The sequence below is a fragment of the Streptomyces sp. NPDC030838 genome (assembly GCF_055572035.1).
In genome coordinates, this window is record NZ_JBVIED010000004.1 from 362,886 (window position 1) to 383,935 (window position 21,050).

Sequence of the window (21,050 nt, forward strand, 5' to 3'; positions counted from 1 at the left end):
TTCACCGTTCCGCCGACGGGCCCTTACGATCACGCACATGTCGATCACATCGCCCATACCCATCCTCCGGGGCAACAGGGGAACCGAACTCCGCTCCGTGGGCGAAGAACTGGTGCTGCGCCGCCCCGACGCCGAGCTGCGCATCCCGTTCGCGGCGATCGCCCGGGTGCACGCCGAACGGCGCGATGTGACCGTCGAGTTGACCGCTCTGGGCGGCGCCGAGCCGACCACCTACCGGATCGAGGACGTGAGTGCGGCCGCCGCGACCGCCTTCGCCGAGGCCGTGAACGACGTACTGCCCGAACGCCCCGCCGGCGAAGAGCCGGTCGACGGCTCCACCCTCGTCACCACCCGCAGCCTCCGCGCCACAGCGGACGACGGCGAGGACGAGGCGCCGGACGAAGGGTGGCCCCTCGCCAGGCGGACCGCCCTGGTCTCCGGCGTCGCCCTGGTGGCCCTCTCCGTGACCGTCTGGCTCGCGGGCGACCACGTGGGCCGCGCCATCGCGACGCTGCTCCTCGGTTCCCTCGGAGCCTTGCTCACCTTCTTGGCCTGCGGGGCGTTCCGGGTGGCGTGGGAAGGCTGGTACCTGCCCCGCTACGGCATCACCGTGGAAGCCAGGCAGGTCTTCCTCGAAGGCGAGGCCACCTTCGCCTTCACGGACAGCGGCGGAGTGATGCACCCCGTCAAGGGCGGCATGCACAAGGGCGGCAGGGGCCAAGCGGCCTACCACCCGCGCGACCCGAAGCGCTCCGTCTCCTGCCGGGGCTGGGGCGGAATCGCAGGCGACCTCACCCTCGCCCTGTTCGTGGCCGCCCTCGCCACCGTCGCCGACTACGGGACGCTCGCCCTCGTCCTCCCCGCCTTCGACGGTTAGACCGCCAGCACCAGCGCAAGGCCGATCAGCGCGGGCACGGTCTGCACGAAGAGGATCTCGCTGTCGTCGTACACGCGGAGCAATGTCGCCCCAACAAGCAACCCACACCACTGATTTACCGGTCTCACAGGTTGCTCACAGATTCGGCCGGGGCGCTTGGGGAGCGTCCGCAGGAGGGCCGGGTCGTGGGCTGTCCAGTCCGATGCCGCTCGACCGCGGCACTCGCAGACGAGGAACCGATGACCAGTCAGAAACGCAGCACACGCCTGAAGCGGGGCGCGCTCGCGACGGGAGCCGCGCTCACCGTCGTGGTCGCCGCGGCCGCGGCCGCACCCGGCGCCGGGGACGACAAGGCGAGCACCGCGGGCAAGCCGAAGCTCAGACTGATCGCCGCGTCGAACGCCGTGACGCTCGACCGCTGGGAGGGGGAGCCGGGGGTCTATCTGGACCTGGGCACGTACGTCACCGTCGACGACGCGCCGCTGGAGTTCCGGGTGACCAGGAAGTCGTACAAGGATCCCGTCGTCGCCAAGCAGGTGCTGCGCACCGGCAGCGGTACGACGACGAAGACGCTGCCCGCCGGTCTGGTGAAGGACTTCTCGGGGCTGCCCGGGTTCCTTGAGGTGTCGATCACCGACGCGGCCGGCGCCGAGGTGGCGAAGAGCAAGGGCACCTTCTGCCCGAACAACGCCTCCGGCCGCCTCCGCCCGGACGCCCCGGCCACCTCGCACTATCCGGAGAGCTGCCCCACGAACCCGTTCACCCTGGGCTCGGTGTGGGGTGTGGAGAAGGGGTGGGCGTCGAACTCCAGCACCGTCGACTACGACAAGCCGGTGGACCTGCCGGCCGGTGAGTACACGGCGAAGGTGCGGGTCGCGAAGAAGTACCGGGATCTGTTCTCGATTCCCGACGACCGGCCGACCATCAAGGTGACCGTGCGGGAGACCGGGGGCGGTGGTCAGGGCGCGGCCGCGAAGAAGGCCGCCGGGCACCACGGCGCCGGTCACGGGTCCGGTCAGGCCGCCGGGCACTCCGCGCACCACTACGGCCCCCGCGGCGCCGACGCCCCCACCCCGCCCGCCCTCTCCCACGCCCTGGAGGACCGCGGCCTCGCCCACCACCTCGGCGACGGCCCCGGCCACACCGACGGGTCCCGGATCGCCCCGGCGCTGAAGCCGAACGCCAAGCGGCCCACCGGCCGCGCGGGTGTGCCCGCCGACGTGCCCAAGCCCGACCTGCGGTCGCTGCCGGCCTGGGACATCGCCATCACCGACGGCGAGGACGGCGACGTACCGGGCAAGGACTACCTCGCCTTCAGCGCCAACGTCTGGAACGCGGGCCCCGCCCCGCTGGTGGTCGACGGCTTCCGCAGCCCGGGCAAGGACCTGATGGACGCCTACCAGTACTTCTACGACGCGAACGGCAAGCAGGTCGGCTACACCCCCACCGGCACCATGGAGTGGGACCCGCGCATCGGCCACGAGCACTGGCACTTCACCGACTTCGCCAGCTACCGGCTGCTGAGCGCCGACCAGACCAAGGAGGTGCGCAGCGGCAAGGAGGCGTTCTGCCTGGCCAACACCGACGCGATCGACTACACGGTGAAGAACGCCAACTGGCACCCGTACAACACGGATCTGTCCACCGCCTGCGGCCAGCAGAACTCCATATCCGTGCGGGAGGTGCTGGACGTCGGCTCCGGCGACACGTACACCCAGTACCGGCCGGGCCAGTCCTTCGACATCACCGACCTGCCGAACGGCACGTACTACATCCAGGTCATCGCCAACCCGGAGAAGCGCCTGAAGGAGACGAACCTGAACAACAACGTCGCGCTCCGCAAGGTCGTCCTGGGCGGTGAGCCGGGCGCCCGTACGGTGACGGTGCCGCCGCACGAGCTGATCGACGCGAAGTAGGCACGGGCTGGGGCCGCCCACCCGGGCGGCCCTAGCCGCGCACCACCGGCATCCGCTCCCGCGCCGCCGACACCACCAGTTCCCGGATCCGCTCCACGCACAGCCGCAGGTTCTTGTACGCGATGTCGGTGTCCGGGTGGCGGGCGGCGAACTGGAGGCCCTCGTGGAGGCGGGTGACCCACACGCACACCTGGTCGCCGTACGAGACCCGGATCAGCGCGTACGCCTTCTGGTCCCGCCAGTGCTCGGAGCCCGGGGTGCCCCGGGTGTCGACGTACGAGACGATCGAGTACAGGTCGGGCGAGGTGGGGCGGAAGTCGGCGCCGAGCAGGCGCAGCACGCGGGCCAGCGGCATACGGGACAGCTGCCGGTTGCGGCGCAGCGTGGCGCGGGCCAGCGCCAGGGCGCCGTCGAAGTCGGTGGCCGCCGACATCGGGATCTCCACCGGGGCGCCGCCCACGTACCAGCCGACCGAGTCCTGCCAGCGGGAGGCGGCCCGGGTGTGGAACGGCACGACCGTGCGGTACACGTCGAGGCCGCTGATCTCGTGGGCGGCGAGCGCGGTGGCCGCCAGGATGCCGACCAGGCTGCCGCCGTACGGCCGGCAGTACGCCTCGAAGCCCGCCGCGTGCTCGGCGTCGACCAGCGGCTCCCGCAGCAGCTTCTGCGGGGGCAGCGGGCCGTGCGGGTCGAGGCCGAGGTCGACGGGGAAGTTCGGCAGCCGGCCGTCGCAGCGGGCGATGAACTCCCGCCAGCGGGCCACGATCTCGTGGCCGTCGTCGATGCTGTCCGCGTCGGTGCGCTCGGCCGCGCAGAAGTCGATGTAGCTGGCGGCGGGGGTCTCGTCGGCCGCCCGGCCCGCCAGTCCCGCGGCGTACAGCTCGTGGATCTCGGCGGCGATGCGGTGCAGCGAGTACGCGTCGACGTTGCTGTGGTCGAACGCCATGTAGACGCTCGCGCCGTCGTCCCGGACGACCGCCGAGAAGAGGTAGTTGGGCCAGGTCAGCGCGTCGGCCGCGACGTCGAAACGATCCCGCAGATAGCGCGTGAGGGTGTTCGGGTCGGCGAAGTGGCCCACCTCCCGGCGGTCCAGCGCGACCGCCTCCGGGGCGAGCGTGAACCGCCGCACCTCGTCCCCGGCCCAGCGGAAGCCGCTGCGCAGCGTCTCGTGACGCAGCGTCCAGGCGCGCAGCGCCGTCTCCAGCACATCGAGGTCCACCCGCCCCGGCAGATCGAACGCCGTGCCCAGCCAGGTCGGCACGAACAGGCCGTCCCGGCGGACCGAGAGGCAGGTGCGCAGATGGGACTCCTGCACATACGCGGGCGGGCGCGCGTCGTCCGGCAGCGCGCTCGCCGCCGCCACGGCCGCCGGGTGCAGCGCCCATTCCACGAGCCGCCCGGGCCGGATCTCGCAGCGCTGGAGGTCGGTCACACGCATGGGGGGCCTCCGCTCGGTCGACGCATAAGGAGATCAACGAGCGGCGGCGCCGGAGGCAACGCGGACACGCCGGGCCGGGATATAAACGGTGGATGATCCACCATGTCGTCCCCGCCGCGGACTGGGCCGCCGACCCCGGGCGTCCGTACGCCCCCGCCTCCCTCGCCGAGGACGGCTTCGTCCACTGCTCCCCCGACGAACGGGTCACCCTGGCCGTCGTCAACGCCTTCTACCGCACCGCGCCCCGGCCCCTGCTGGTCCTGCACCTCGACGAGACCCGGCTCTCCGCCCCCTGTGTGTGGGAGGAGGCGGCGCCCGCACCGCCGCCGGGAGTCCCCGAGGGCACCCGGTTCCCGCATGTGTACGGGCCCGTCGACCGGGACGCGGTGGTGCGGGTGCGGGAGATCGCCTGGGACGCGGAGGGGCGGGCGACGGGGCTGCGGGACGCCGGCTGACCTTCCGGCCCGGCCGCAGGTCACCGGCGGATAACAGCCCCACGACGGTCTCAGGACCCCCCATGGGCCCCGCCTGCCCCGTCCCGCAGGATGGGGCCGTGACCCCGACTGCTCCCGAGGATTCCAAGATGCGTACGTCGAAGCGTGCGGCCGTAGCCTTCGGCGTCGTGTGCGCGCTGGTGGCGGCCTGGCTGCTGCTCGTCCCCATGCGGGGCGCGCTCGACGACGAACGCGCCTTCCGCGCGGCGGTCGCCTGCGCCGGCCGGGGCGATGACGACTGCCTGCGCACGGTCCCGGCGCGGATCGAGCGCACGCACGACGTGCGGGGCCGTAAGTCGCGGTCGTACTGGCTGGAACTCCGCGAGGCGGACGGCACGTCCAGCCGGACCCGCCTGCGGGGCAGCGCCGGCGAGAACCCGGCCGCCCGCGCGGGACAACGCGTCGAGGTCACCTACTGGCGGGGCCAGATCCGGTACGTCGACTTCCCGGCCGAGCGCCGCCACACGACCGCCGATCCGCGTGGCGACTACCGGACGTCCCTCGCCTGGGGACTCGGCGTCGGCCTGTACGGACTGGGCATCGCGGCGGTCATGACCTGGTGGTCCCGGCGCTACCACCGCACGCTTCGGGCGGCCTCCTGGCAACTCGGCTCGCCCATGCTCGGCGCCTGCGCCCTCGCCGGGGTCGGCGCGGTCGCGGCCCTGGTGACGGACGGCCCCGGAGAGGCCTTTCTGGCCGTGGCGGCGGCCACGCCCGTGGTCGTGGCCGCCTCCTGGGCGGGCGTCCGGATCGCCGCGCGGCGGGAGCGCGGGGACGGCGAGGTCGACGTGACACCGTCCGTGCCCACCGAGGAGCGGGTCCTCCTGGGCGTGATCCTGGGCGAGGTGCCGTACGCCCGCGGCGGCGGACACCTCGTCGCCGGCCCCGGCGTCCTGGCGTCGACGCCCGACCCGACCGGCAGCTTCCGCCGCCGCGAGGCCCCGCCCACCCTCACCCCGCTCCGCGTCCGCCCGCCGTACCGCACCGACCCGGCCCACCCCGGCTTCGGCGGCCGGGCCCTGGTCCTGGAGTGCGAGGACGACGGCGTGCCCGTCCTGGTCGTCACCCACCGCAAGGACATGCGGTGGGTGCTGGGCGCCCTGGACGGGCGGCGCGCTACGGCGTGACCTGGTTGCCGCCGAACGTCACCACCAGACGGCCGTCGGAGGCGTACGACCACCCCAGGGCGCCGGAGTAGGAGGCGCAGCGGGAGCCGTTGGTGCCGGACCAGAACTGGTTGGTGGAGTCGGCGTTGCCGATGATGCGGTCGTTCGTGCCGCTGCTGCTGCGGCAGGAGGTGTTGTTGCGGAACACCGACGTGCCGGCGTCGAAGTTGAAGTTGCGTTCGGTGTTGTCGACGCTGACGTTGTCCGAGATCGTCATCGTGCCCGGGTTGCTGTTGTAGGTGAACCCGTGCTTGCCGTTGTCGACGGCGAAGCTGCGCCGGACGACGTGGTTGACCGGCACGTTCTCGCCGCCGAGCTTGTAGCCGTTGCGGTCGCCGTTGCCGGCCTGCGAGCCGTCGCTGAGGGTGCCGTTCTCGTAGGAGAGGGAGTCCTCGATGGTCACCGGGCCGATGGGGTCGTAGTCGGAGTAGGTGTAGAGGTCCCAGCCGTCGTCGATGTTGTTGTGCGCGACGGTGTGGCGGAAGACGTTCCCGGGGCCGGTGGTGAGCTTCGCGGCGAAGCCGTCGGCGTCCTCGCCGTCGGAGTCGGCGTTGTCGTGCGACTCGGCGCTCAGGATGAGGTTGTTGGACGGCCACTGGCTGGTCGGCGTGGTGGAGGAGATCCGCCCGAGCTGCAGCCCCGTGTCGCGGTTGAAGCGCGTGACGGTGCGCTCGATGACGTTGTTGCTGCCGCCGACGAAGATGCCGTTGTCGCCCGCTCGTTCGACGGTGATGCCGTAGACATGCCAGTAGTTGGCCATCACCTGCAGCCCGCGGTTCGACGAACTCTCGCTCTGCGCCGAGAAGTTGAGCACCGGCCGCTCGCCCGGGTAGGCGGTCAGCTTCGTACGGGCGGTGGCGGTGCCGTTGTTGCCCACCGGGATGGTGACCGTCGAGGAGTGGTTGTACGTCCCTCCGCGCAGGTAGATCGTGCCGCCGGAGGCGATCCGGCTGATCGCGGAGGTGAGTGTCGTGGGCGCCGTCTCCGTGCCGGCCGCGCCGTCGGTGCCGTTCGGGGCGACGTACAGCGTCGGGCCCGTCGGTGCGGGGGTGCTGCCGCTGGTCTCGACGTCCAGGTAGTCGACGTTGGGCAGACCGGCCGAGGTCGTCGGGTTGAAGCGGATGGTGTTGCTGCCCGCGTTCAGGGAGACGGTCACGGTCTTCGTCACCCAGGTCGACCAGGCGCCCGTGCCCTCGAAGGACGGTGTTTGCACGGTGGTCCCGTTGACGATCAGGGAGGCCGGGCGCGCGGTGGTGGTGCCGTTGGCGAAGCGGATGTTCAGGGTCGCGGTGCCCGCCGCGGGGGCGTTCACGGTGAACTGGGAGTATGCGCCCGTCGCGTTGGTGCCGTTGCAGAACCCGGCGCCGGAGTAGCCCGTCCAGTCGGAGTCGATGGTGCCGGTGCAGACCGCCGGGGAGGTCTCCGCCTCGTAGCGCGCGGTCGCCGCCTGTGCCGTGGTGCCGGAGAGTGCGAGGAGGGCGCCGGCCAGGAGGCCTGCGGACGCCGCGGACGCGATGACTGGTCTCAGGTACATCGGTTCGTCTCCAGTGGGGTTGTGTGGCAACCTACGGCGGAGCGGTTCGAGTGTGTGAACGTGTCGTGCGTGCGGGTGCCGCCGCGGAGGCCTGAAGATGGCTTTCGACGGGACGGTAAGGGCTTGCTATGGACGCGTCAATAGTGTGTGTATGTGATCAGTGTTCAGCTGCTTGAACCTCCTGGGGTGTCCTGCGGCTGAAAAAGGCGCCCGGGGCGGTCCCCGTCGAAGGGATGCCCCGGGCGCCGCCGGCTTTCCGGTGACCTACTTGGTGAGGTGCTCCTCGAGGTCCGCCAGGACCTCGTCCGCCGCCGTCACGCCGAGGCCCAGGTACCAGGTCTCGTCCGGCACGTCGTAGGCGTGACCGGCCTTCACCGCGTCCAGGTTCTTCCACAGCGGGTTGCCCTGGGCCTTGGACTTGTCGGTGGCCTTCGGGTCGCCGTAGACGCCGGTGAAGATGTAGTCGGCGTCGGCCTGGTCGATGTTCTCGGCGCTGATCTCGGCGGCGAGGTCGTTGATCTGCTGGTTCTTCGGCCGGGGGATGCCGACGTCCTCGAGGATCGTGCCGATGAACGAGGCCTTGGCGTACAGGCGGATGACGCCGTCGGGGAGGTAACGGACCATCGAGACGGTCGGCTTCTTGTCGCCCAGCTTGTCACCGAGCGCCTTCGCCTTCTTCTCGTACGCGTCGAGCTTGGCCTTCGCCTCGGCCGTCTTGTCGAGCGCGGCCGCGTTGAGGAGGTAGTTCTCCTTCCACGTGAAGCCGGGGCGCAGGGAGAAGACGGTCGGCGCGATCTGCGACAGCTCGTCGTACTTGTCGGCGGCGCGCAGCTGGCTGCCCAGGATCAGGTCGGGCTTGAGTGCGGCGATCGCCTCGAGGTTGAGGTTGTTGATCGTGCCGACGTTCTTCGGGGCGCCCGCGTCCTTCTTCAGGTACGACGGCAGCTCGGGGGAGCCCTCGGTGGGGGCGAGGCCGACCGGCTTGATGCCGAGCGACACCACGTTGTCCAGCTCGCCGACGTCGAGTACGACCACGCGCTTGGGCTGGGACTTGAGCTCGGTCTCGCCCATGGCGTGCTCGATGGTCCGCGGCCACTCGCCGGGCTTGGCGTCCGTGCCCATCTCGGCGGTCTTCTTCGCCGCCTCCGCGAAGTCCTCGCCGCCCTGGGCGACCGAGTTCTTGCCGCCGGCGCCGGCCCCGGCGGACGGCTTGGTCTCCGTGCCCTCCGCGCCGTCGGACGAACCGCCGCCGCAGGCGGTCAGGGACAGCGCGGCGGCGAGAGCGAGGGCGGCGGCTGCGGTGCCGCGGCGGCTGACAGGCATGGGGAGACTCCCGTCGTACAAGGTGATTTCGAGCGGATTTAGGTGAGGCTTACCTTATGGGATAGCTGTGAATCGGCCACATCGGGAAGGTGTGGTTCCGGTCACTTTCCATTACCTCGCGGTCACTTACGGCCGTCTCCGGTCTGTCGCGGCGTCACTTGCCGTCGTCCCCGGTCTGCCGAGCCGTCACTTTCCGTCGCCTCCGGCCTGTCGCGGCGGCCCGGGGACGACCATCGGACCACCCGTCACCGGGTCCGGCACGACGACCGACGCGAGCCCGAACACCTCCTGGACCAGCTCCGCGGTGACGACGTCCGCGGGCGCGCCCTGTGCCACGATCCGGCCGCCCCGCATCGCGATGAGGTGGTCCGCGTACCGCGCCGCCTGGTTCAGGTCGTGCAGCACCGCCACCACCGTCCGGCCCCGCTCCTGGTTCAACTGGCGGACCAGGTCCAGGACTTCCACCTGGTGGGCGATGTCCAGATACGTCGTCGGCTCGTCCAGCAGCAGCAGATCCGTCTCCTGCGCCAGCGCCATCGCGATCCACACCCGCTGCCGCTGACCGCCCGACAGCTCGTCCACCTGGCGCTGCGCCAGCTCGGCGGTCGAGGTGCGGTCCATCGCCTCCGTGACCGACCGCTCGTCCTCCTCCGACCACTGCTGCCACCACTTCTGGTGCGGCTGCCGGCCCCGGGAGACCAGGTCCGCCACCGTGATGCCCTCCGGCGGCGTCGGGGTCTGCGGCAGCAGCCCGATGACCTGGGCGATCCGCCGGGTCGGCAGCTTGGCCAGTTCGGTGCCGTCGAGCAGCACCGCACCGCGCCGGGGCTTCAGCAGCCGGCCGAGGGCGCGCAACAGGGTCGACTTGCCGCAGGCGTTGGGGCCGACGATGACGGTGACCTTGCCGTCCGGTATCTCCAGGTCCAGGTCCTCGACGACCACGCGGTCGTCGTAGGCGAGGCCCAGGCCCCGCGCGGTGAGCCGGTTGCCGGTCACGGCGGCGGTCTCTGCGACGGGGGCGTCGGCGGTGGGGCGGGTGCCGGTCACGCGGTTCCTCCGGAACGGCTGCTACGGGTACGGACGATCAGCCACATCAGATACGGGGCGCCCACCAGCGCGGTGAACACGCCGACCGGCAGCTCCAGCGGGGAGAGCAGCCGGCGGGCCAGCAGATCGGCGACGACCACGATCAGCGCGCCCGTCAACGCCGAGCACAGCAGCGGGATGTGCGGGGTGCGGGCGAGCCGCCGGGCGATCTGCGGGGCGAGCAGCGCCACGAAGTCGACGGGACCTGCGGCACCGGTCGCCACGGAGGCGAGGACCACACCGAGGACGCTGAGGCCGAGCCGGTCGCGGCCCAGCCGCACGCCGAGCGCGGTCGCGGTGTCGTCGTCGAGGGCGGAGCCGCGCTGCGCCCGCGCCGCCCACAGCACGAACGGCAGGCACACCAGCAGGACCGTCGCGAGCGGAGCGGCCTGGTCGTAGCCGCGGCCGTTGAGCGAGCCGGTGAGCCAGGTCTTGGCCTGCTGGGCGACGAGATAGTCGCCCTTGGTCACCAGCAGCCGGGTCAGCGAGCCGAGGGCGACGGAGATGCCGATGCCGATGAGCACGAACCGGGAGGCGGACAGGCCGCCTCGCCAGGCGAGCACATAGACGAGCAGCGCGGCGAGCAGTCCGCCCACGACCGAGACGTACGGCAGGAGGGTGTACGAGGTGAGGCCGAAGGTCATCGCCGCGACCGTCGCCGCGCCCGCGCCGTGCGTGACACCGATGACGTCGGGGCTGGCGAGCGGATTGCGGGCCACGGTCTGGATCAGCGCGCCGGAGACACCGAAGGCGAGCCCGACCAGCAGGCCGGTGACCAGCCGCGGCAACCGCAGCGTGCCGACGACGAGTTCGTCGGGGCTCGGCAGACCCAGCACCACGCGGACGACCTCGCCCGGCGGGACGAACGACTCGCCCACGCACAGGGACGCCACCACGGCCGCCGCCAGCAGCACCGCGAGGAGCGCGGCCACCAGCAGGCTGCGCCGGTGCACGAGGAAGCTGCCGCCGCGCCCGGCGCGCAGGAGGGAGTGCCCGGCGGGCCGTACGGACGCCTTGGTCACGGGGGAGGCGGTCATGCCGCGGCCACCGCCTTCCGCCGCACCAGGAAGACCAGGAACGGCACTCCGGCCAGCGCGGTCATCACGGCCACGGGTACCTCCGAGGGGCGGACGACGATCCGGCCGAGGACGTCCGCGAGCAGCAGCATCACCGGGCCGAGCACCGCTGCCATGGGCAGCAGCCAGCGGTGGCCGGGGCCGACGAGCGCGCGGGCGATGTGCGGGACGGCGAGGCCGGTGAAGGCGATGGGGCCGGCGGCGGCGACCGCGGCCCCGGTCAGCACGGTCGCGCCGAGCGCCCCGGTCGCGCGCAGCAGGGCGACGTTGCGGCCGAGGCCGCGCGCGAGGTCGTCGCCGAGGGCGAGGGCGTCCAGGCCGCGGGCCATGGCCAGGACGAGCAGCAGCCCGGCGAGCAGGAACGGCCAGACCTGCCCGGCGATCGTGAGGTCCCGGCCGCTGATCGAGCCGACGTCCCAGAACCGGAACTCGTCCAGGGCGTGCGCGTCGGTGGTGAGGACGGCGGAGATGACGGAGGCGAGGAACGCGTTCATCGCGGCGCCGGCGAGGGCGAGTTTCACCGGGGAGGCGCCGCCGCGTCCGCCGCTGGCGACGGCGTAGATGGCGACCGCGGCGAGTCCGGCGCCGGCGAAGGCGTACCAGACGTAGCCGGTGAGGGTGTGCACGCCGAAGAAGGCGATGGCGCAGACGACGCCGAGGGAGGCGCCCTGGCTGATGCCGAGGATGCCGGGCTCGGCGATGGGGTTGCGGGTGATCCCCTGAAGAACCGTTCCGGCCACGGCGAGCGCGGCGCCGACCAGCAACCCGATCACCGTCCGCGGCACCCGCAGCGCCCGTACCACCTGGGCGTCGTCACTGGTGCCGCCGTGCAGCAGGGCGTCCCAGACCGCCGAGGGGGCGATGGAACGGCTGCCGACCGCGAGGCTCAGCGTCACGGCCAGCAGCAACAGGAGAAGGGCGACGGCCATCCATCCGGCGCGGCGGCTTGCGGCTCCTGACATTCACCCTCTCCGAACACTCTTAGCTAAGGCTGGCCTAAGAGTACGTGGTGCGGGAAACGATCCTTCCCGGCCGTGGGGTGGTCCTTCCCGGCCGTGGGGCGATGGGATCCGGTCAGCGCCGGGCCGGCAGCCAACCCTGCTGGACCGCGCGCACGCCCGCCTCGAAACGGCTGCGGGCGCCGAGCCGGTCCATCAGCTCGGAGGCGATCCGCCGGGCCGTGCGGTGCGAGACGCCGAGCCGCTTGGCGATCGCCTCGTCGGTGTGGCCCTCGGCCAGCAGCCGCAGCGCGGTGGTCTGCTGGGCGGTGAGCCCGTGCCGGTCGACGGGGACGACCTCGCCGAGCGGCTGGGCGGACTCCCACGTCGTCTCGAAGAGCGCGTGCAGCAGGGTGAGCGTGCCCTGGCCGGTCAGCAGGACCGCGCCCGCCGCGGTGTCGTCGCTGTTCACCGAGATCATCGCGATCCGCCGGTCCATGAGGATCATCCGGGTCGGCAGGGACGGCACCGTGCGCACCTGACCGCCCAGCCCGGCCAGCCAGGTGGCGTGCTCGACGGTCGGGCGGTGGCTGCGGACGCTGTCGAGGTAGAGGGTGCGCATCCGCACGCCGCGGCCGAGCAGGTCCTGGTTGAGCGGCCGGGAGGCCGCCATGTTCTCCGCGGTCTGCGGCCCGCCCGGCGCGAACGCCAGGAACTCCTCGGTGACCTCACGGGTGAGCATGGTCAGCCGGTCGCGGATCTGGTCCAGCCCGACCAGCTGCTCCACCCCGGGGTGGCTGGTCGCCGGGCGCAGTTCGGCGTACTCCGAGATGAGCTGCGCCGCGGCGGCCCGCGAGGCCTCCAGGCGCTGCTGCTGGGCCGCGAGCCGGGCCTGCTGGCGGGCCATCAGGATCTCCATGCCGATGTCGGGGGAGACGGCGCGCAGCCGGCCCGCGTCCCCGGCGGCCGGGCGCACCAGCGCCAGCTCGCTCAGGGTGTCGAGGGCGTCGCGTACGTCCTCCTCGGACGTCCCCACGGCGGCGGCGAGGTCGGCGACGCCCGCCGCCGGGTGTCTCAGCATGGCGCGGTACACGGTCTCCGCGGCGGAGTCGAGGCCGAGTGCGGTCAGCATGTGTGGTCCCCCCTGGATCCTGCACAGAACATCCCCTGGTTCGCGATGATCTTGGCAGAGAGGTGAAGGATCGTCACCGGCTGAGGACGGAAAGGGCCTCGGCCCCAACCGTCCAGTCGCAAACCCGCCGGAGCGGCGAGTGCCGTTGAGACGCTGGAGTGCATGTATCTCGTGCACGCCCATCTTGAACTGCCGCCCGGCCATGAACTCCCGTATGACATCCGGTCGGTGGTCCGCTCGGCGATCGTCCCCGGCGACCGGGTCGAGCATGTCGCCGTGCACCCGCGCTCCCTGTCCCGGCTCACGCTGGGCTTCTATCTGCTGGCCGCCACGCTGGAGGAGGCCGAGGCGCGGGCCGTACGCGTCTGCGAGCGGCTGCTGCGGGAGGTGCCCCCACTGGGTGCGGCACGGCTGACCGGGGCGGGCGTACCGCTGATGCCGCTGGCGTTCGCACAGCAGCCGGTGGACTGAACCGGCCTGCGGGGGTGGCGGGACCGGGCTGTCCGGACGCGGACCGGCTGTCTCGGGCGCCGAACCGGCTGGCCACGGCCGCTGAACGGGCTGGCGTGGACGCCGAACCGGCTTGCGCGGGCAGCGAACCGACTGGCCACGGCTGCTGAACCGGCTGGCTTGGGCGGCGAGCCGGCTGGCCACGGCCGCTGAACCGGCTTGCCTCGGACACTGAACCGTCTGGCGTGGACGCCGAACTAGCCGGCTCAGACGCCGAACCGGCTGGCGCGGATGCCGAACGGGTCGGCCCGGACGCCGAACCGGCTGGCCCGGACGCCGAATCGGCTGGCCCGGACACGGAATCGGCTGGCCCGGACGCCGAGACCAGCCCGCCATGTACACCGGACCGGCCGGTCGCCGTGGACGCATCGGTCCAAGGCCCTTTCCGTCCATTCGACAGCTCTTCCAACCCGTCTGAGCTGCGGGGAATCTAGTGATCACCGGCCGGACCGAAGCGCCACCGCGGGGCGCGAGAACAGGCCGGATTCCCACAGCCCTTACGGAAGGACGGATTCGCCATGCTCCGCACCCGCATCGCCCAGGCCGCCGCGGTCGCCTCTCTCGCCCTCGCCGCGGTGCTCGCCGGCCAGCTCGACGACGCGGACACGGCTGCTCCGTCCTCCTCCTACTCCGCCCTCAAGGACGCCGGCTGGCAGGTCGCCCCGGCGGACGCCGGCTGGCAGTAGACCGCGCCGCTCCCTTTCCAGCCTCGCCCTTTCCCAGCCTCTCCGCTCACCACCGCCCCAGGGGGACCGAAAAGTGAAGAACATCCGTAGAACCGGCCGCGGCATCGCGGGACTGCTCACCGCCGGCGCACTCGGCGCCGGACTGCTCACGGTGACCACGGGCACCGCCGAGGCGGCCACCACCTGCACGGGCGGGGTGAACATCTACGGCGTACTCGACGACGGCAGGCTGACGTTCAGCGCCATCAACCCGGCCACCGGCGACCTCGCCAAGGTGCTCGTCGGTCCCGACCTCGGCTTCGAGCCGAAGGCGATGGCGACCCTCAACTTCAACACCGTGCTGGTCACGTCGACCACCGGCGCCCTCTACCGCGTCGACGTGAAGACCAACAACACGAGCCTCGCCCTCATGACCGCGCCGGTGAGGATCGCCGACAGCGGCTGGACCCACGACAAGCTCACCTACGACGGGCACGGCCACCTCTACGGCACCACGGCCGCCGGCCTGCTGCTGCGCTACAACGTCACCGAGGACAAGCCGGCCGGCTCCCAGCACATCGGCGCGCGCACCGAGATCGACACCGGGTTCGTCCTGAAGACCCTCACCGCCACCGGCGACGACCGGCTGAGCGCCACCACCTCCGACGGACGCCTCCTCGACTACACCATCTCCGGTGCGAACGCCTGGAAGTCCAACACCCTGAAGGCGGACGGCTGGTCCGGCTTCGACCAGCTCGTCTCACCCGGCGGCGGCCTGTACTACGGCCGGCTCGGCACCGGCGCCATGTACTGGTACAAGGACGCCAACCCCACCGACGGCTCCGGCGCGGACATCACGTACCACCTCGACGACCCGGTCAACACCAGCGGCTGGACGCAGAAGCTGCTGTCCGCGCAGCCCGGCACCTACACCTGCACCACCTCCGTGACCACGGTCGACCGGAACAACATCACCGAGGTCAAGGCCGCGGGCCGGCAGCTGATGAACGAGAAGGACGCCGCCTGGGCCAACACCACCCAGTGGTCCTGCCTGGAGACGCTGTGGGAGCACGAGTCCAACTGGCGCTGGAACGCGACCAACCCGTCCTCCGGCGCGTACGGCATCCCGCAGTCGTTGCCCGCTTCCAAGATGGACAGCGCGGGTGACGACTGGAAGGACAACCCGCTCACCCAGATCCGCTGGGGCCTGAGCTACATCGACGGCCGCTACGGCTCCCCGTGCAACGCGTGGAACTTCTGGCAGGCCAACCACTGGTACTAGACCGCACACCGAACAAGGGTGACGCCCCCTCTCCGGAGGGGGCGTCACCCTTTTTGTGTTGTACGACGCCGGGCTCCCGGGAGAGTGCCGGCATGCGACGGCAAGTGGCGCGGACGCGGGCTGCAAGGCGGGTTGTGACGCGGGCTCTGACGGCCGTGACGACGCCGGTGGCGGCCGAGGAGCGTGGTCTACGACCACCAGTACGTCCCCTGCCTGGCCGCCCGCTGGAAGGGCACCGGCGGGCGGCCAGGCAGGGGATGGGCGGTCACCGTCGGCGTCGCTGGGCCCGACGGTGACCGCCCTCCGGGTTCCGCCCCGTCCCTCCAGGCCCCCGGGCCAGGCCCTGGAACGCCGAAAAGGCCCCGCCGGGTGGCGGGGCCTTGCGAGTCGGGGAGGTCCGGGCAGGTCAGTCGACCGGCGAGATGAACCCGGAGATGTCACCGGCGTTGACCGGGTTGTTGTTGGTCTTCCAGTTGAAGGTGGTCCGCTTGACCATGTCGCTCTCGTTGCCGCCGACGGTGGTGATGTAGTCGCCGTCGACGGCAACGACGAGGTTGACGTGGTTGGCGTTGCCCCCGCCCGAGTAGCCGTAGACGACCGCGTCGCCGACCTTGGGGGCGGTGGTGTGCAGGGTGCCGTTGTTCTGGCCGTAGGTGTAGAAGCTGCCCGAGGCGGCGGTCAGGCCGGTGGTCTTGGCGCCGGCGTTCCACCACACGTACTCGCCGAACTCGGCGCACCACTGCCCCGGGTGGTTGAAGTCGAAGTCGTAGAAGTCCTTGCCGACCTGCGCGTTGGCGAACTTGGCGATCTTCTCGCCGGTGGTGGCCACGGGCGCCGGAGGAACGTACGCGCAGTTGTTGCCGTACGCGGACAGCAGCGTCTGGGTCCATCCGCTCGCGTCCACCGGGTCGTTCGGGTGGTAGGCGATGTCCGAGCCGTCGCCGTCGGTGGGGTCGACGTCGTGGTACCAGTACATGCCGCCGTTGGTGCGGCCGTAGTAGAGGCCGCCGCCGGGGGAGACCAGCGAGTCCACGGCGGACCAGCCGTCGCTCTTCAGCGTGGAGCGCTTCCAGTTGCCCACCCCGGCGATCTTGTAGCTGTACAGCTGGCCGCCCTCGGTGGAGGCGAGGATCTGGTCGTCGCCCGCCGCGGCCAGCGTCTTGAGCACGAAGCCGGTGTCGATCACGACGTGCTGGCCGATGTGCGCGGAGCCGGACGGCTTGTCCTGGGAGACCACGTACTGGTGGAGCTGCCCGGCGACCGTGCCGTAGAGGTGGCCGTAGCCGTCGTAGACCATCTTGTCGAAGGTCCAGCCGCCGTCCCAGATCTTCACCGGCGCGCTCGCCAGGGCGAGGCTGGTGTTGTTGGTCTGGACGTCGACCCGGTAGAGGTCGCCGGCGGTCGAGGTGACCAGGACCGTGTTGAAGTTGAGGGTCGCCATCGCCTTGGGCGTGAAGCCGAGGTTGGGGCCGATCAGGGTCTTCACGCGGTCGCCGGTGTTCGGCTCGATCTGCGTGTACGTCAGCCGTCCGTCGGACAGCGTGCCGTAGATCGACACGTCCCCGGTGCACTGCGCGGCGGCCTGGGCGGCCCCTCCGGTGACGGTGACGAGCCCGAGGGACATGGCCCCGACGGCGAGGGCGGCGGACGTACGGCGGACGGCGTTGCTCAGCTTCACGAGTTCTCTCCTGCGGCATGGGAAGTCGAGCGGGCGAAGGCACGTCCCTGGCCCGGACAGCTGCCCTGCAGGTGCAGCTGTGAGGGTTGAGGCGGGTGTGTCGCCCGGTGGCGAGGACTACTTTCGCCGCAGCTCAGGGCGGTGAGAAGAGAGATCGAATGGACGCAAGGGGCCCAGGCCCAATGCGTCCGATATACGGGTGGGGGGTATCTGTCGCCAAACGCTTGCCAGGTACCCCCTGGGGGTATACGTTGAGAGTCGTGGGGCCGAGAAGGAACTCAGTAACGCCCCTGCCGGACGGGAATGGGGAGAACGTCATGGACCACACCGCTCATCACGCCGCGCACGAGCACCAGGGCGCCCACCACGCGGAACACGGACACGCCGGGCACGCGCAGGCGCACGGTCCGGCCTCCTGGAGCATGGCCGTCAAGGCCACCCTGCACTGCCTCACCGGCTGTGCCATCGGCGAGATCCTGGGCATGGTGATCGGCACCGCGCTGATGTGGGGCAACGCGCCGACCATGGCCCTGGCGATCGGGCTGGCGTTCCTCTTCGGCTACTCGTTCACCCTGTTCGCGGTCCTGCGGGCCGGACTGGACTTCAAGAGCGCGGTGAAGGTGGCGCTCGCCGCCGACACCGTCTCGATCGCGGTGATGGAGCTGGTCGACAACGCGATCATCGCCCTCACCCCGGGCGCGATGGACGCCCACCTGACCGAGGGCCTGTTCTGGTACGCCCTGCTGGGCGGCTTCGTCGTCGCCTTCCTCCTCACCACCCCGGTCAACAAGTGGATGATCGGCCGCGGCAAGGGCCACGCGGTGGTGCACGCGTATCACTGACCGATGTCCACCGACTCGCCCCCGGACCGTCCTCCCCGCGACGGACCCGGGGGCCTTCGCGTACTGCGATCTCAGTAGCGGGGATTGTCGGCAGGCGCACGACGACACGGTGGCCCGGTGCCGGAGAGCCTGGGGGCAGAGTCGGCACCCAGATGCGGAGACCTCCTGTCGTGGCAACTTTCCTGTACCGAACAGGCCGTCTGGCCTTCCGGCGACGCTGGTACGTCGCCCTGATCTGGGCGGCGGTCCTGGCCGCCGTCGGGCTGGGCGCCATGAAGTCCCCGGGCGCCTCCGAGGAGGAGTTCGCCATGCCGGGGATCGAGTCCCAGCAGGCGTTCGACCTGATGGAGGAGCGCTTCCCCGGCGCCACCGCGGACGGGGCGACCGCCAGGGTCGTCTTCGTCGCGCCCGGTGGGGAGAAGGTCACCGCCGAGGAGAACCGCGAGGCCGTCCAGCGGGCCGTGGCCGAGTTGGGGGACGGCTCCCAGGTCGCCGGCGCCGTCGATCCGTTCACGGCGAAGGCCGTCAGCCGGGACGGTACGACGGCGTATACGACCGTCACGTACCGGGTGGGCGTCAACGACCTCACCGACGCCGGCCGGACCCACCTGGAACGCGCCCTGGACGACGCCCGGGACTCCGGGCTCACCGTCGAGGCCGGCGGCACCGCGCTGGCCGCGGAGGGCAAGTCCAACGCCGAGATCGCCGAGGACCTCGTCCTCAGCCCGCTCACCGTCCGCACCCACATCCACCGCGCCATGACCAAGCTCGGCGCCCGCGACCGTGCCCAACTCGTCGTCATCGCCTACCAGTCGGGCCTGGTCCAGCCGACCCCGCCCGCGCCTTGACGCCGGGGGCCGCTGCTGGTCCGCTCGTCTCCTGCACGGCGAGGAGGAGCCATGACACTGGTCCGTAAGGGAGCACGACACATCGTCGTCGGCGGTACGGCCTACCGCTGGCGGCTGCGCCGCCGGCCGACGTACAGCCAGGCGCTGTGCTGGTCGCCGTGCGTCTTCGCCGTCGAGGACGCGGAACACCCGGGGACGACCCTGGTGGTCACCACCGACCGACCCCACACCGGTAACTGGTTCGGCCGCCCCACCGAGCCGGTGTTGCCGTCCCATGTCGCCCGCGCCATCGAGAGCGCCCTGCGCGAGGGCTGGCAGCCCAGGGCGAGCGGCGTGCCGTTCCACCTCGACTGGTCGGCGGGGTACACCTCCTCACCCTGAGCCCTGCGGGGACGGCCACTGCGGGCCGTCCTCCGGCGGCAGGAGGAAGAACCAGCCCGGGGTGACGTGGTAGGAGGCCTCGCAGCCGGTGAGGTCCGCGCCGTCGCGGACCGCCGTGCGATGGGCGATGCCGCTGCCCGCCCAGTCCAGGGCGTCCGCCGTGACGACGAGCCCCAGGCAGACGGCCAGGTGGACCAGCGGGCGGGCCGCCCGGCGCCGGAGCGCGCGCACCGCTCCGCGCACGGCCGCCACCACCGCGGCGACCAGGCACAGCAACGCGCCCAGGGACAGCACCCGCAAGGAGCCCGGGTAGTCGCACAGCACATAGAACTGCGGCGACGGCACCGCCGCCGGCGACCGCTCGTACACCGCGAGCCAGACCGCCCCGAGCCCCGCGGCGGGGACGCAGCACCACAGCCGGGACAGGCGCGTGCGAGGTCCGGCGGTCGGTGCGTCCGGCATACGTCTGCTCCCTGGGCCGGGGCGGTGATCAGGCGGTCAGCGTACGGCTCCTGTCTCCGGGCACCCCGTCTCGGGGACCCGGAGCGCCCGCCGCCTGCGGTTCCGCCGTACGGAGAGCAGCGCCGCGCAGGTCACCAGCAGCGGCCAGAGCAGATAGGCGCCGGAGAGGGCCAGCAGAAGCAGGACGGCGGCCAGGGCCGCCCAGGCGGCGGTCCGGCCGGCGCTGCCGCGGGGGAGGAGGCGGATCGCGGCGGCCACGCCGATCGCGTAGACCACGACGAAGGACCCCGAGGAGAGCATCACGGCGGGCAGCGCGCCCGTGCCCGTCACGGTCACGGCGAGCAGGGCGAGCCCGGCGAGACAGGAGACGAAGCCGAGGCTGCGGCGCGGGGTCTCGCCCGCCGTGCTGCCCTGCGCGAACCAGGCGGGCAGGACGCCGTCGCGGCCCAGGGCGGCCCCGAGCTTGGCGGCGCCCGCGTAGTAGGCGTTCATGGTGCCGAGGGTCAGCAGTACGGCGGCCAGCGCGGCGAGCGGCCGGGCGCCGCCGCCGAGGCCGACCGCCATCAGATCGCCGAGCGGGGCGTCCGAATCGGCGGCGGCCGGGCCGAGGACCGCGACCACGGCGAAGGCCACCGCCAGGTACAGCACTCCCACGATCACCACGGCCGCCCCGGTCGCGCGCGGCAGATCGCGGGCGGGCCGGCGGAACTCGCCCGCGAGATGGGTGACCGCCTCCCACCCGGCGAAACTGAACACCAGCAGCGCCGCCGCCGGCCCGACCGCCGTCCAGCCGTGCGGGGCGAACGGCCGCAGAAACTCCGCGCGGGCGTGCGGCAGGGAGAGCAGGACCGCCGTCGTCAGCAGCCCGAGCAGCAGCAGGAACAGCAGGAACTGGGCGCGCCCGGTCATCCGCAGCCCGACCGCGTTGACCAGCGTCACCGTCACCATGAGCCCGGCCGCGGTGACCGCGGTGGTGGTGTCGCCGCCGCCGAGCGCGGACGAGACGTACGAGCCGCCGAACAGCGCGGCGGCCACCGCGCCCGGCGGGATCGCGAAGTAGAAGCACCAGCCGGCCACCGCGGCGGCCCGCTCGCCGAACGCGAGCCGGGCGTACGTCGACACACCCCCGGCGTCCGGATGGCGCGCCCCCAGCGCGGCGAAGGCCGCGGCGAGCGGCGCGGACAGCACGGCGAGCCCGAGCCAGGCCAGCAGCGAGGCCGGTCCGGCGACCTCGGCGGCGAGCGCGGGCAGGGCGATGACTCCGGTGCCGAGCACGGCACCGACGTACAGGGCGGTGCCGTGGGCGGCGGTGAGCCGCCCCTCGGCGGGGTTTTCCTCAGGCATGCTGGTCAGCCTCGCGGGCGGACCATGGCACCGGCCAGTGGCAGAAACGACCGGGTGC

20 protein-coding genes are annotated in these 21,050 nt (G+C 72.0%); 10 read left to right on the forward strand and 10 right to left on the reverse strand.

Going from position 1 to position 21,050, the window contains the following annotated elements:
• Window positions 1–37: 37 nt before the first annotated feature.
• Together ACZ42A_RS14885 and ACZ42A_RS14890 are read left to right on the forward strand one after the other, a co-directional pair.
• Window positions 38–877: a hypothetical protein gene (locus tag ACZ42A_RS14885; protein WP_468527574.1), complete on the forward strand. Its 840-nt coding sequence runs from the start codon at window positions 38–40 to the stop codon at window positions 875–877.
• Window positions 878–1,116: 239 nt separating this feature from the next.
• Window positions 1,117–2,793 (forward strand): lysyl oxidase family protein, encoded by a 1,677-nt coding sequence (locus ACZ42A_RS14890; protein WP_468527575.1) that lies wholly within the window; start codon window positions 1,117–1,119, stop codon window positions 2,791–2,793.
• A gap of 31 nt (window positions 2,794–2,824) precedes the next feature.
• Here ACZ42A_RS14890 and ACZ42A_RS14895 read toward each other — a convergent pair whose 3' ends face one another.
• Window positions 2,825–4,231, reverse strand: coding sequence for a condensation domain-containing protein (locus ACZ42A_RS14895; protein ID WP_468527576.1), 1,407 nt, complete (start codon window positions 4,229–4,231; stop codon window positions 2,825–2,827).
• Window positions 4,232–4,323: 92 nt separating this feature from the next.
• On the opposite strand from ACZ42A_RS14895, the gene ACZ42A_RS14900 reads away from it, so the two are divergent.
• Together ACZ42A_RS14900 and ACZ42A_RS14905 are read left to right on the forward strand one after the other, a co-directional pair.
• Window positions 4,324–4,686 carry a DUF952 domain-containing protein gene (locus tag ACZ42A_RS14900; protein WP_468527577.1) on the forward strand — a complete coding sequence of 121 codons (363 nt, stop codon included), beginning with the start codon at window positions 4,324–4,326 and terminating at the stop codon, window positions 4,684–4,686.
• Between the two features lie 128 nt (window positions 4,687–4,814).
• Complete coding sequence (locus ACZ42A_RS14905; protein ID WP_468527578.1) at window positions 4,815–5,852, forward strand: hypothetical protein; 1,038 nt, start codon at window positions 4,815–4,817, stop codon at window positions 5,850–5,852.
• Here ACZ42A_RS14905 and ACZ42A_RS14910 read toward each other — a convergent pair.
• The 6 genes from ACZ42A_RS14910 to ACZ42A_RS14935 all read right to left on the reverse strand — a co-directional run bounded on the left by ACZ42A_RS14910 (window position 5,842) and on the right by ACZ42A_RS14935 (window position 12,980).
• Window positions 5,842–7,425 carry a CBM35 domain-containing protein gene (locus tag ACZ42A_RS14910; RefSeq protein ID WP_468527579.1) on the reverse strand — a complete coding sequence of 528 codons (1,584 nt, stop codon included), beginning with the start codon at window positions 7,423–7,425 and terminating at the stop codon, window positions 5,842–5,844. The genes ACZ42A_RS14905 and ACZ42A_RS14910 overlap by 11 nt on opposite strands.
• A 264-nt stretch (window positions 7,426–7,689) precedes the next feature.
• Window positions 7,690–8,748 (reverse strand): ABC transporter substrate-binding protein, encoded by a 1,059-nt coding sequence (locus ACZ42A_RS14915; protein WP_468527580.1) that lies wholly within the window; start codon window positions 8,746–8,748, stop codon window positions 7,690–7,692.
• A 186-nt stretch (window positions 8,749–8,934) separates the two neighbouring features.
• Window positions 8,935–9,795, reverse strand: coding sequence for an ABC transporter ATP-binding protein (locus ACZ42A_RS14920; RefSeq protein ID WP_468527581.1), 861 nt, complete (start codon window positions 9,793–9,795; stop codon window positions 8,935–8,937).
• Entirely contained in the window at window positions 9,792–10,871 is a 1,080-nt protein-coding gene (locus tag ACZ42A_RS14925; protein WP_468527582.1) for a FecCD family ABC transporter permease, read from the reverse strand. The genes ACZ42A_RS14920 and ACZ42A_RS14925 overlap by 4 nt, the downstream gene beginning before the upstream one ends.
• Window positions 10,868–11,872 (reverse strand): FecCD family ABC transporter permease, encoded by a 1,005-nt coding sequence (locus tag ACZ42A_RS14930; RefSeq protein ID WP_468527583.1) that lies wholly within the window; start codon window positions 11,870–11,872, stop codon window positions 10,868–10,870. The genes ACZ42A_RS14925 and ACZ42A_RS14930 overlap by 4 nt, the downstream gene beginning before the upstream one ends.
• A gap of 112 nt (window positions 11,873–11,984) precedes the next feature.
• On the reverse strand, window positions 11,985–12,980 hold the full coding sequence (locus ACZ42A_RS14935; RefSeq protein WP_468527584.1) for a helix-turn-helix transcriptional regulator: 996 nt from the start codon (window positions 12,978–12,980) through the stop codon (window positions 11,985–11,987).
• Window positions 12,981–13,142: 162 nt separating this feature from the next.
• On the opposite strand from ACZ42A_RS14935, the gene ACZ42A_RS14940 reads away from it, so the two are divergent.
• The 3 genes from ACZ42A_RS14940 (at window position 13,143) to ACZ42A_RS14950 (ending at window position 15,437) form a co-directional block, all read left to right on the forward strand.
• Window positions 13,143–13,451 (forward strand): hypothetical protein, encoded by a 309-nt coding sequence (locus ACZ42A_RS14940; RefSeq protein WP_468527585.1) that lies wholly within the window; start codon window positions 13,143–13,145, stop codon window positions 13,449–13,451.
• Between the two features lie 557 nt (window positions 13,452–14,008).
• The gene (locus ACZ42A_RS14945) at window positions 14,009–14,176 is read left to right on the forward strand and encodes a hypothetical protein (protein WP_468527586.1); all 168 of its coding nucleotides are present in this window, start codon (window positions 14,009–14,011) and stop codon (window positions 14,174–14,176) included.
• Window positions 14,177–14,249: 73 nt separating this feature from the next.
• The gene (locus ACZ42A_RS14950) at window positions 14,250–15,437 is read left to right on the forward strand and encodes an aggregation-promoting factor C-terminal-like domain-containing protein (protein ID WP_468527587.1); all 1,188 of its coding nucleotides are present in this window, start codon (window positions 14,250–14,252) and stop codon (window positions 15,435–15,437) included.
• Between the two features lie 406 nt (window positions 15,438–15,843).
• On the opposite strand, the gene ACZ42A_RS14955 is transcribed toward ACZ42A_RS14950, so the two are convergent.
• Window positions 15,844–17,115 (reverse strand): tachylectin-related carbohydrate-binding protein, encoded by a 1,272-nt coding sequence (locus tag ACZ42A_RS14955; RefSeq protein WP_468527588.1) that lies wholly within the window; start codon window positions 17,113–17,115, stop codon window positions 15,844–15,846.
• 317 nt (window positions 17,116–17,432) lie between these two features.
• On the opposite strand from ACZ42A_RS14955, the gene ACZ42A_RS14960 reads away from it, so the two are divergent.
• From ACZ42A_RS14960 to ACZ42A_RS14970, 3 genes are all read left to right on the forward strand, one after another.
• A complete protein-coding gene (locus ACZ42A_RS14960) occupies window positions 17,433–17,957 on the forward strand; it encodes a DUF4396 domain-containing protein (RefSeq protein ID WP_468527589.1) in 525 nt (174 codons plus the stop codon).
• A gap of 170 nt (window positions 17,958–18,127) precedes the next feature.
• Window positions 18,128–18,805 (forward strand): response regulator transcription factor, encoded by a 678-nt coding sequence (locus ACZ42A_RS14965; RefSeq protein ID WP_468527590.1) that lies wholly within the window; start codon window positions 18,128–18,130, stop codon window positions 18,803–18,805.
• Between the two features lie 51 nt (window positions 18,806–18,856).
• Window positions 18,857–19,186 carry a hypothetical protein gene (locus tag ACZ42A_RS14970; RefSeq protein WP_468527591.1) on the forward strand — a complete coding sequence of 110 codons (330 nt, stop codon included), beginning with the start codon at window positions 18,857–18,859 and terminating at the stop codon, window positions 19,184–19,186.
• Here the strand turns inward: ACZ42A_RS14970 and ACZ42A_RS14975 are convergent.
• A complete protein-coding gene (locus ACZ42A_RS14975; RefSeq protein ID WP_468527592.1) occupies window positions 19,178–19,648 on the reverse strand; it encodes a hypothetical protein in 471 nt (156 codons plus the stop codon). The genes ACZ42A_RS14970 and ACZ42A_RS14975 overlap by 9 nt on opposite strands.
• A gap of 36 nt (window positions 19,649–19,684) precedes the next feature.
• Complete coding sequence (locus ACZ42A_RS14980; protein WP_468527593.1) at window positions 19,685–20,992, reverse strand: APC family permease; 1,308 nt, start codon at window positions 20,990–20,992, stop codon at window positions 19,685–19,687.
• Between the last annotated feature and the right edge of the window lie 58 nt (window positions 20,993–21,050).

Excerpts from the sequence above, each read along its gene's own strand:
- ACZ42A_RS14910 (WP_468527579.1), bottom strand. The coding sequence starts at position 7,425 with ATGTACCTGAGACCAGTCATCGCGTCCGCGGCGTCCGCAGGCCTCCTG.
- ACZ42A_RS14885 (WP_468527574.1), top strand. The coding sequence starts at position 38 with ATGTCGATCACATCGCCCATACCCATCCTCCGGGGCAACAGGGGAACC.
- ACZ42A_RS14890 (WP_468527575.1), top strand. The coding sequence starts at position 1,117 with ATGACCAGTCAGAAACGCAGCACACGCCTGAAGCGGGGCGCGCTCGCG.
- ACZ42A_RS14930 (WP_468527583.1), bottom strand. The coding sequence starts at position 11,872 with ATGTCAGGAGCCGCAAGCCGCCGCGCCGGATGGATGGCCGTCGCCCTT.
- ACZ42A_RS14905 (WP_468527578.1), top strand. The coding sequence starts at position 4,815 with ATGCGTACGTCGAAGCGTGCGGCCGTAGCCTTCGGCGTCGTGTGCGCG.
- ACZ42A_RS14975 (WP_468527592.1), bottom strand. The coding sequence starts at position 19,648 with ATGCCGGACGCACCGACCGCCGGACCTCGCACGCGCCTGTCCCGGCTG.
- ACZ42A_RS14895 (WP_468527576.1), bottom strand. The coding sequence starts at position 4,231 with ATGCGTGTGACCGACCTCCAGCGCTGCGAGATCCGGCCCGGGCGGCTC.
- ACZ42A_RS14970 (WP_468527591.1), top strand. The coding sequence starts at position 18,857 with ATGACACTGGTCCGTAAGGGAGCACGACACATCGTCGTCGGCGGTACG.
- ACZ42A_RS14940 (WP_468527585.1), top strand. The coding sequence starts at position 13,143 with ATGTATCTCGTGCACGCCCATCTTGAACTGCCGCCCGGCCATGAACTC.
- ACZ42A_RS14945 (WP_468527586.1), top strand. The coding sequence starts at position 14,009 with ATGCTCCGCACCCGCATCGCCCAGGCCGCCGCGGTCGCCTCTCTCGCC.
- ACZ42A_RS14900 (WP_468527577.1), top strand. The coding sequence starts at position 4,324 with ATGATCCACCATGTCGTCCCCGCCGCGGACTGGGCCGCCGACCCCGGG.
- ACZ42A_RS14960 (WP_468527589.1), top strand. The coding sequence starts at position 17,433 with ATGGACCACACCGCTCATCACGCCGCGCACGAGCACCAGGGCGCCCAC.
- ACZ42A_RS14935 (WP_468527584.1), bottom strand. The coding sequence starts at position 12,980 with ATGCTGACCGCACTCGGCCTCGACTCCGCCGCGGAGACCGTGTACCGC.
- ACZ42A_RS14925 (WP_468527582.1), bottom strand. The coding sequence starts at position 10,871 with ATGACCGCCTCCCCCGTGACCAAGGCGTCCGTACGGCCCGCCGGGCAC.
- ACZ42A_RS14915 (WP_468527580.1), bottom strand. The coding sequence starts at position 8,748 with ATGCCTGTCAGCCGCCGCGGCACCGCAGCCGCCGCCCTCGCTCTCGCC.
- ACZ42A_RS14980 (WP_468527593.1), bottom strand. The coding sequence starts at position 20,992 with ATGCCTGAGGAAAACCCCGCCGAGGGGCGGCTCACCGCCGCCCACGGC.